Below are 6,947 nucleotides of genomic sequence, written 5' to 3' on the forward strand. Positions count from 1 at the left end.
CCACGTTGTCGATCGTGCCGGGGACGTCGAACTCCCGGGTCAGGCGGATCGGCTTGCCGGCCTGGCGGCTCTCGAGCACCGCGAACTCCTCGGCCCGCTCCTCGAGCAGGACGGCGAACCGGGTCAGCACCGCGGAGCGCTCCGCGGGGGTCGCCCGGGACCAGCCCGGGAACGCGGCCCGCGCCGCCTCCACGGCGGCGTCCACGTCCTCGTCGCCGGCGGAGGCCACGGTGGCCACGACCGTGCCGTCGGAGGGGTTGATGACCTCGGAGGTCGTTCCCGAGGTGCCGGCGGTCATCCGCCCGTTGATCCAGAGGCCGGTCTGCACCGGGGTCCCGGACTCGGTCGCACCCTGCAGGGTGGATGCGCTGGTGGTCGTGTCGGTCATGATCAGTCCTTTGCTGCTGTGGGTACGAGAGGGGAGGTCGCCGCGCCCGGGGCCCAGATGTCCCCGACGCTGTATCCGCGCTGGAAGGGGTCCGAGTCGTCGAGCACCCACCGGCTGTGGCCGGTCACCCAGCCGCGGCCCGTGATGGTGGGCAGCACCGCCGGCCGTCCGCCCGAGGTGGTGGTCCCCACCAGCCGGCCGACGAACTCGGTGCCGATGATGCTGCGGTGCCGGAACGGCTGGTCGATTTCCAGCTGCCCGCGGGCGTGCAGCGCGGCCATCCGGGCGGAGGTGCCCGTGCCGCACGGGGAGCGGTCCAGGACACCGGTCCAGCTCTCCGGGTCGTCCGCCCGCACCGGTCCGTTGGTCAGCACCACGGTGTTGCGGGAGGGCTCGCCGGGCACGGGGTCGCCGCTGTGCAGCATGATCAGGTTCACGCCGCGGATGCCGGGGTTGTCCGGGTGGACCACGTCGATCTGCTCGGTGGCCGCCAGCTTGATCAGCGCCCCGGCGCGGGCCAGCTCCTTGCCCCGCGCCGGGTCCAGGTCCAGGCCCAGGTCGGCGACCCGTGCCTGGGCGAAGAACTGCCCGCCGAAGACGACGTCCACCGGGACCGTGCCCAGCTCGGGGACCTCCAGCGGCACGTCGAGCCCCACGACGAAGGACGGGACGTTGGCCACGGTGACGGAGCGGACCTTCCCGTCCTCCACCCGGGCGGTGGCGTGCACCGTGCCCACCGCAGTGTCGACGGCGACCTCGACCACGGGGCCGGGACGGTCGACGATGCCGGTCTCGATCGCGGCGGTGACGGCACAGATGGTGTTCGACCCCGACATCGGGGTGAACCCGCCCTGCTCCAGCACCACGATGCCGAAGTCCGACCCCGGCTGGACCGGGGGCAGCAGGAGAACGGCGCACATGGCGGGATAGCCCCGCGGTTCCTGCAGCACCAGCCGGCGCAGCCCGTCGAGGTGCTGCCGGCAGTACTGCAGGCGCTCAGCCATGGTGTCTCCCCGGACCAGGTGCGCCGCCGAGGTGAGGATGCGTCCCGGCTCGCCCTCGGCGTGCACCTCGACCGAGTCCAGGCTGAGGATCTCGGTCATGCCGTGGCGGGCTTCAGGACGCCGGCGTTCTCGAGGATCTGGGCGAAGCGCTGCCGGTTCTCCTCCGAGAGCGGCTGGATGGGGCGGCGCGGGGGGCCGGCCGGCACGCCCAGGAGCTCGAGGCCCGCCTTGATGCCGGCCACGTAGTTCACCGACTCCAGGAAGTCGCTGATGGCCCACAGGGTCTTCCACTGCTCGCGGGCGGCGGCGAGGTCACCGCGCTCGGCCAGGGTGTTCCAGAACTCCACGGCGAGCTCGGGCACGATGCCCGCCACGCCCCACACGGAGGCCTGGGCGCCGCTGGCGATGCCGAAGAAGGTCAGCGTGTCCCAGCCGTTGAAGGCCTTGATCCTGTCGCCGTGGTTGGTCAGCAGGTCGCCCAGGGCCACGGCGTCGCCCGAGGTGTCCTTGAGGTAGTCGATGCCGTCGATGTCGCCGAGGGAGGCGATCTGTGCGGCGTCGAGCTGGAGCCCGGTGGCGCCGGGGACGTTGTAGTAGACGATCGGCAGCGTCACCGACGCGGCGACGTCGGAGAGGAAGGCGACGAGGGCGTCGAAGTCCAGCGGGTCGTAGAACGGGGGCACGAGCATCAGGGCGTCGGCGCCCACGGACTCGGCGTGCTGGGCCAGGGAGATCGCGCCGTCGGTGGACAGCGCGCCGATCCCGGCGACCACGGGGACGCGGCCGGCGGCGGCCTCGACGTAGAGCTCGATGACGCGCCGGTACTCGGCGTCGGAGAGGGTGGTGAACTCACCGGTGGTGCCGGTGGGCACCAGGCCGTGGATGCCGGCCTCGACGAGGCGGTCGACGTTCTGCCGGAGGGCGTCCTCGTCGACGGCGGAGGCGTCGGCGGTGAACGGGGTGGTCACGGCGGCGAGGATGCCGCGGAGGTTCACGTTCTTGCGCTGGGTCATGATGGTGTCCTTTCGGGGATGGGGTGTCAGGCTGCGGAGCGGACTGCGCGCCGCTGGCCGGTGAAGCGCTCGGCGGCGAAGGGTTCGAGGGCGGAGGGCAGGCGCCCGTGCAGGATGAGCTCGGTCAGTGCCGAGGCGGTGCCCGGGGCCAGGGTGACGCCCATCATCCCGTGGCCCGTGGAGACGTAGGCGTTGGACATGGGGCCGATGCGCCCGATGATGGGCAGGCCGTCCGGGGTCATGGGGCGCATGCCGGCGCGGGCCGTGACCTTCTCCGCCGGGGGGTTCCAGCCGCGGAAGTAGCTGCTGGGGGCACGCAGGATGGCGTCGACGCGCACCTGGTTGACGTTCTCGTCGAGGCCGCCGAACTCCATGGTGCCGGCCAGGCGCAGCCGGCCGTGGAACGGGGTGACCGCGACCTTGGCGTCGGAGAGGTTGACGGCGCTGCGCAGGCCCAACTTCGGGACCTCGACGCTGTAGCCCTTGCCCGGACGCACCGGGAGCAGCATGCCGAACTTCTGGGAGATCTTCCCGGTCCAGGCGCCGGCGGCCAGCACCACCGCGTCGGCGGGAAAGCGACGGTCCCCGGAGCGGACCGCGGTGATGCGGTCCCCCGAGGTCTCGACCTCGTCGACCGGCGCGTCCTCCACGACCGTCACGCCCATCTCGGCGATGCGCTTGGCCAGGGCCCGGGTCAGTGCCCCGGGGTCGAGGTGGCGCTCGTGGGGGTAGTAGATGCCGCCGATCACCTCGTCGGAGAGCAGGGGCTCCTGCTCGCGGACCTCGTCGCCGCGCAGGACGCGGGGGTCGCGGCCGAACCGCCGGGCCAGGTCGAGGTTGTCCAGGTGGTGCTCGAGGTTCCCTTCCTCCTTGAAGGCCATGAGCAGCCCGCTGGTGTGCATCTCGAAGTCCATGCCGTCGCTGCGGTAGTCGTCGAAGACCTCGAGGGTCTCCTGCGCCAGGGCGAGGTGGCCCTCGAAGCCGGCCCGCTGGGCCTTGGCGTTGGAGTGGCGCCACATGCCGGTGAGGAACTTCAGGAATGCCGGCTCCAGGGAGGGCTTGATGTAGAGCGGGCTGTCCGGGCGGAGCATCCACTTCATGGACTTGAGGATCACCCCGGGACCGGGCACGGGCGCGGACTCGGCCGGGCAGACCCATCCGGCGTTGACCTCCGAGGTGCCCAGGCCGGTGCCCCGGGCGTCGACGAGGGTGACCTCGGCGCCTTCTCTAGCCAGGTGGTAGGCGGTGGTCAGACCGACCACGCCTCCTCCGACGACCACAACGTGCATGTTCTCGTTCCTTCCTGGTGGGCCGCCGACGAGGGGCGGCGCCCACGAGCCGTGCTGGATTCGCGTCGCCGCGCCCCGGACGCCTCGGGACGGAGGCGGCCACGGTGTCGGCCGGCGCGGACGGGGCACCCGGAGGTGACCGGAGGATGAGCCCGGCACCCCTGGCCAGCAGACTGTTTTATTGTCTGACAACCCGTTCTGTACCGAGGGTAGGCATGTGACCGGTGCCACGTCTACCCCGCGCGGTAAATTCCCTGTTTCGCCCGGGACTCCGCAGCAACCGGGGCGGCCGGTCCGGTCCCCGGTGGCACGGTCCGTGGACTCCGGTGCGGGGCGTGAGCGGACGGATCGGGGCGAGCGCTCCCAGGCGGTGACAGCCCGGGAGCGCTCGCCCCTTCTTCCGTGCTCGCAGGATCCACTGCTCGGCTCCTGCGAGCGCTCACCGGTGCCGCTGACCGGTGGGGTCAGGGCGTCCGGCGAGGCCTAGGCGCTCTGCGCGTGGCGGTCGGCCACCTCCAGGGCGGCGTCGAGGATCTCCAGCCCGCGGCGGGCGTCCTCCTCGCTGATGTTCAGCGGGGGCACCACGTGGATGCGGTTGAAGTTGGCGAACGGCAGCAGTCCGGCGGCCTTGAGCGCGGCGACGAGCTCGTTCATCGCGGGCGAGGAGCCGCCGTAGGGAGCCAGCGGCTCCTTGGTGGTGCGGTTCTTGACGAGCTCCACGGCCCAGAAGCACCCGGTGCCGCGGACGTCGCCCACGGACGGGTGGCGCTCGGCGATCTCGCGCAACCCGGGGCCGAGGACGTTCTCGCCCAGCCACGCGGCGTGCTCGATCATGCCCTCGTCGCGCATGGCGTTGATCGCCGCCACCGCGGCGGCACACGCCAGCGGGTGGCCCGAGTAGGTCAGCCCGCCGGGGTAGGGGCGGTCCCGGAAGGTGTTGTGGACGGCCTCCGAGATCGCCACGCCGCCGAGGGGGACGTAGCCCGAGTTCACGCCCTTGGCGAAGGTGATCAGGTCCGGCTCCACGTTCCAGTGGTCGACGGCGAACCACTTGCCGGAGCGTCCGAAGCCGGCCATGACCTCGTCGGCGATGTAGACGATGCCGTACTTGCGGGTCAGCTCCCGGACGCCCTCCAGGTAGCCCGCCGGGGGGACGTAGATCCCGGCCGTGCCGGGGATCGACTCGAGGATCAGGGCGGCGATGTTCTGCGCGCCCTCGAGCACGATCATGTCCTCCAGGTGCCGCAGCGCCCGCTCGGTCTCCTCCGCCTCGGTGGTGGCGTCGAAGTAGGAGCGGTAGTGGTAGGCGGGCATGAAGTGGACCACGCCCGAGTCGGAGTAGTCGCTGGAGAACCGGCGGGGGTCCCCGGTGACGTTGACCGCCAGGTGGGTGCCGCCGTGGTAGCTGCGGTAGGCGGAGAGCACCTTGTGCCGGCCCGTGTGCAGGCGGGCCATGCGGATGGCGTGCTCCACGGCGTCGGCGCCGCCGTTGGTGAAGAACACGTGGTTCAGGTCGCCGGGGGTCAGCTCGGCGATGAGCCGGGCCGCCTCCGAGCGGGCCGGGTTCGCGTGCGGCGGGGCGATGGTGCACAGGGTCTGCGCCTGCTCCACGATGGCGGCGACCACCTTCGGGTGCTGGTGCCCGATGTTGGTGTTGACCAGCTGGGAGGAGAAGTCCAGCAGCCGGTTGCCCTCCCCGTCCCAGACGTAGGAGCCCTCCGCCCTGAGCACCGTCATGGGGTCCAGGGAGCCCTGCGCGGACCACGAGTGGAACACGTGGGCGCGGTCCAGCTCGTAGGCCCGGCGGCCGGCCTCGATCTCCTCGGCGGTGAGCACGGGCGTCTCGGTGGTGGTGTCGGTCACGGTGTGCTCCTTAGGCGTTGGTCGGGAAGCCGAGGTTGAGGCCGCCGTGGCTGGGGTCCAGCCAGCGGCTGGTCACCACCTTGCCGCGGGTGAAGAAGTGGACGCCCTCGGCGCCGTGGGCGTGGGTGTCGCCGAACAGCGAGTTCTTCCACCCGCCGAAGGAGTAGTAGGCCATCGGGACGGGGATCGGCACGTTGATCCCGACCATGCCGACCTGGATCTCGTTCTCGAAGCGGCGGGCGGCGCCGCCGTCGTTGGTGAAGATCGCGGTGCCGTTGCCGTAGGGGTTGCTGTTGATCAGGGCCACGCCCTCGTCGTAGCCGGCCACGCGGACCGTCGAGAGGACGGGGCCGAAGATCTCGTCGGTGTAGACCGACATCTCGGGGGTGACGTGGTCGAACAGGGTCGGGTTGAGGAAGAAGCCCTCGCCCTCGGCGTCCGGGTCGACCTGGCGGCCGTCGAGCACCAGGGTCGCACCGGCCTGCTCGCCGGCGTCGATGTAGCTCGCCACCTTGTCGCGGTGGGCGGCGGTGACCAGCGGGCCCATGTCGCAGCCGCGGGTGCCGTCGCCGATGCGCAGCGTGCGGGTGCGCTCGGCGATCTTCGCGACCAGCTCGTCGGCGACGGACTCGACGGCCACGATCGCCGAGATCGCCATGCAGCGCTCGCCGGCCGCGCCGTAGCCGGCGTTGACGGCCGCGTCGGCGGCGAGGTCGAGGTCGGCGTCGGGCAGCACCAGCATGTGGTTCTTGGCGCCGCCGAGGGCCTGGACCCGCTTGCCGTGGGCGGTGCCCCGCTCGTAGACGTACTGGGCGATCGGGGTGGAGCCCACGAAGGACACGGAGGCGACGTCCGGGCTGTCGAGCAGCGCGTCGACGGCCTCCTTGTCGCCGTTCACCACGTTGAAGACGCCGTCGGGCAGACCGGCCTCCTTCCACAGCTCGGCCATCCAGAGCGCGGCCGTGGGGGTCTTCTCGCTGGGCTTGACCACCACGGTGTTGCCGGCGGCGATGGCGACCGGGAAGAACCACATCGGCACCATGGCGGGGAAGTTGAAGGGGGCGATGATGGCCGCGACGCCCAGCGGCTGGCGGATCGAGTGGACGTCCACCTTGGTGGAGGCGTTCTCGGTGAAGCCGCCCTTGAGCAGGGTGGGGATGCCGCAGGCGAACTCGACGACGTCCTGGCCGCGGGCGACCTCGCCGAGGGCGTCGTCCAGGACCTTGCCGTGCTCGGCGGTGATGATCTCGGCGAGCTCGCCCTTGCGGGCGTTGAGCAGCTCGCGGAAGGCGAAGATGACCTGGGTCCGGCGGGCGACGGAGGTGTCGCGCCATCCCGGGAACGCCGTGGCGGCCGCGGCCACGGCCTCGTCGACGGTGGCGGTCGGGGC

6 protein-coding genes are annotated in these 6,947 nt (G+C 71.8%); all 6 read right to left on the reverse strand.

What is annotated here, in order from left to right; translation table 11 throughout:
• Positions 1 to 298 (reverse strand): aldehyde dehydrogenase family protein (locus RIF68_RS21680; protein ID WP_309052953.1); only part of this gene is annotated, 298 nt, incomplete at its 3' end.
• Between the two features lie 92 nt (positions 299 to 390).
• The gene (locus RIF68_RS21685) at positions 391 to 1,491 is read right to left on the reverse strand and encodes a proline racemase family protein (RefSeq protein WP_309052949.1); all 1,101 of its coding nucleotides are present in this window, start codon (positions 1,489 to 1,491) and stop codon (positions 391 to 393) included.
• On the reverse strand, positions 1,488 to 2,405 hold the full coding sequence (locus RIF68_RS21690; protein ID WP_309052950.1) for a dihydrodipicolinate synthase family protein: 918 nt from the start codon (positions 2,403 to 2,405) through the stop codon (positions 1,488 to 1,490). Before RIF68_RS21690 ends, RIF68_RS21685 begins: the two co-directional genes overlap by 4 nt.
• 26 nt (positions 2,406 to 2,431) lie before the next feature.
• Positions 2,432 to 3,694 (reverse strand): FAD-dependent oxidoreductase, encoded by a 1,263-nt coding sequence (locus RIF68_RS21695; protein WP_309052951.1) that lies wholly within the window; start codon positions 3,692 to 3,694, stop codon positions 2,432 to 2,434.
• A 483-nt stretch (positions 3,695 to 4,177) separates the two neighbouring features.
• Entirely contained in the window at positions 4,178 to 5,530 is a 1,353-nt protein-coding gene (locus tag RIF68_RS21700) for an aspartate aminotransferase family protein (RefSeq protein WP_309052954.1), read from the reverse strand.
• A 37-nt stretch (positions 5,531 to 5,567) separates the two neighbouring features.
• A partial coding sequence (locus RIF68_RS21705) for a CoA-acylating methylmalonate-semialdehyde dehydrogenase (protein WP_309052952.1) occupies positions 5,568 to 6,947 on the reverse strand: 1,380 nt, incomplete at its 5' end.

This window comes from Streptomyces sp. (assembly GCF_031178505.1).
Classification (GTDB): Bacteria; Actinomycetota; Actinomycetes; order Streptomycetales; family Streptomycetaceae; genus Streptomyces; species Streptomyces gulbargensis.

Excerpts from the sequence above, each read along its gene's own strand:
- RIF68_RS21685 (WP_309052949.1), bottom strand. The coding sequence starts at position 1,491 with ATGACCGAGATCCTCAGCCTGGACTCGGTCGAGGTGCACGCCGAGGGC.
- RIF68_RS21690 (WP_309052950.1), bottom strand. The coding sequence starts at position 2,405 with ATGACCCAGCGCAAGAACGTGAACCTCCGCGGCATCCTCGCCGCCGTG.
- RIF68_RS21695 (WP_309052951.1), bottom strand. The coding sequence starts at position 3,694 with ATGCACGTTGTGGTCGTCGGAGGAGGCGTGGTCGGTCTGACCACCGCC.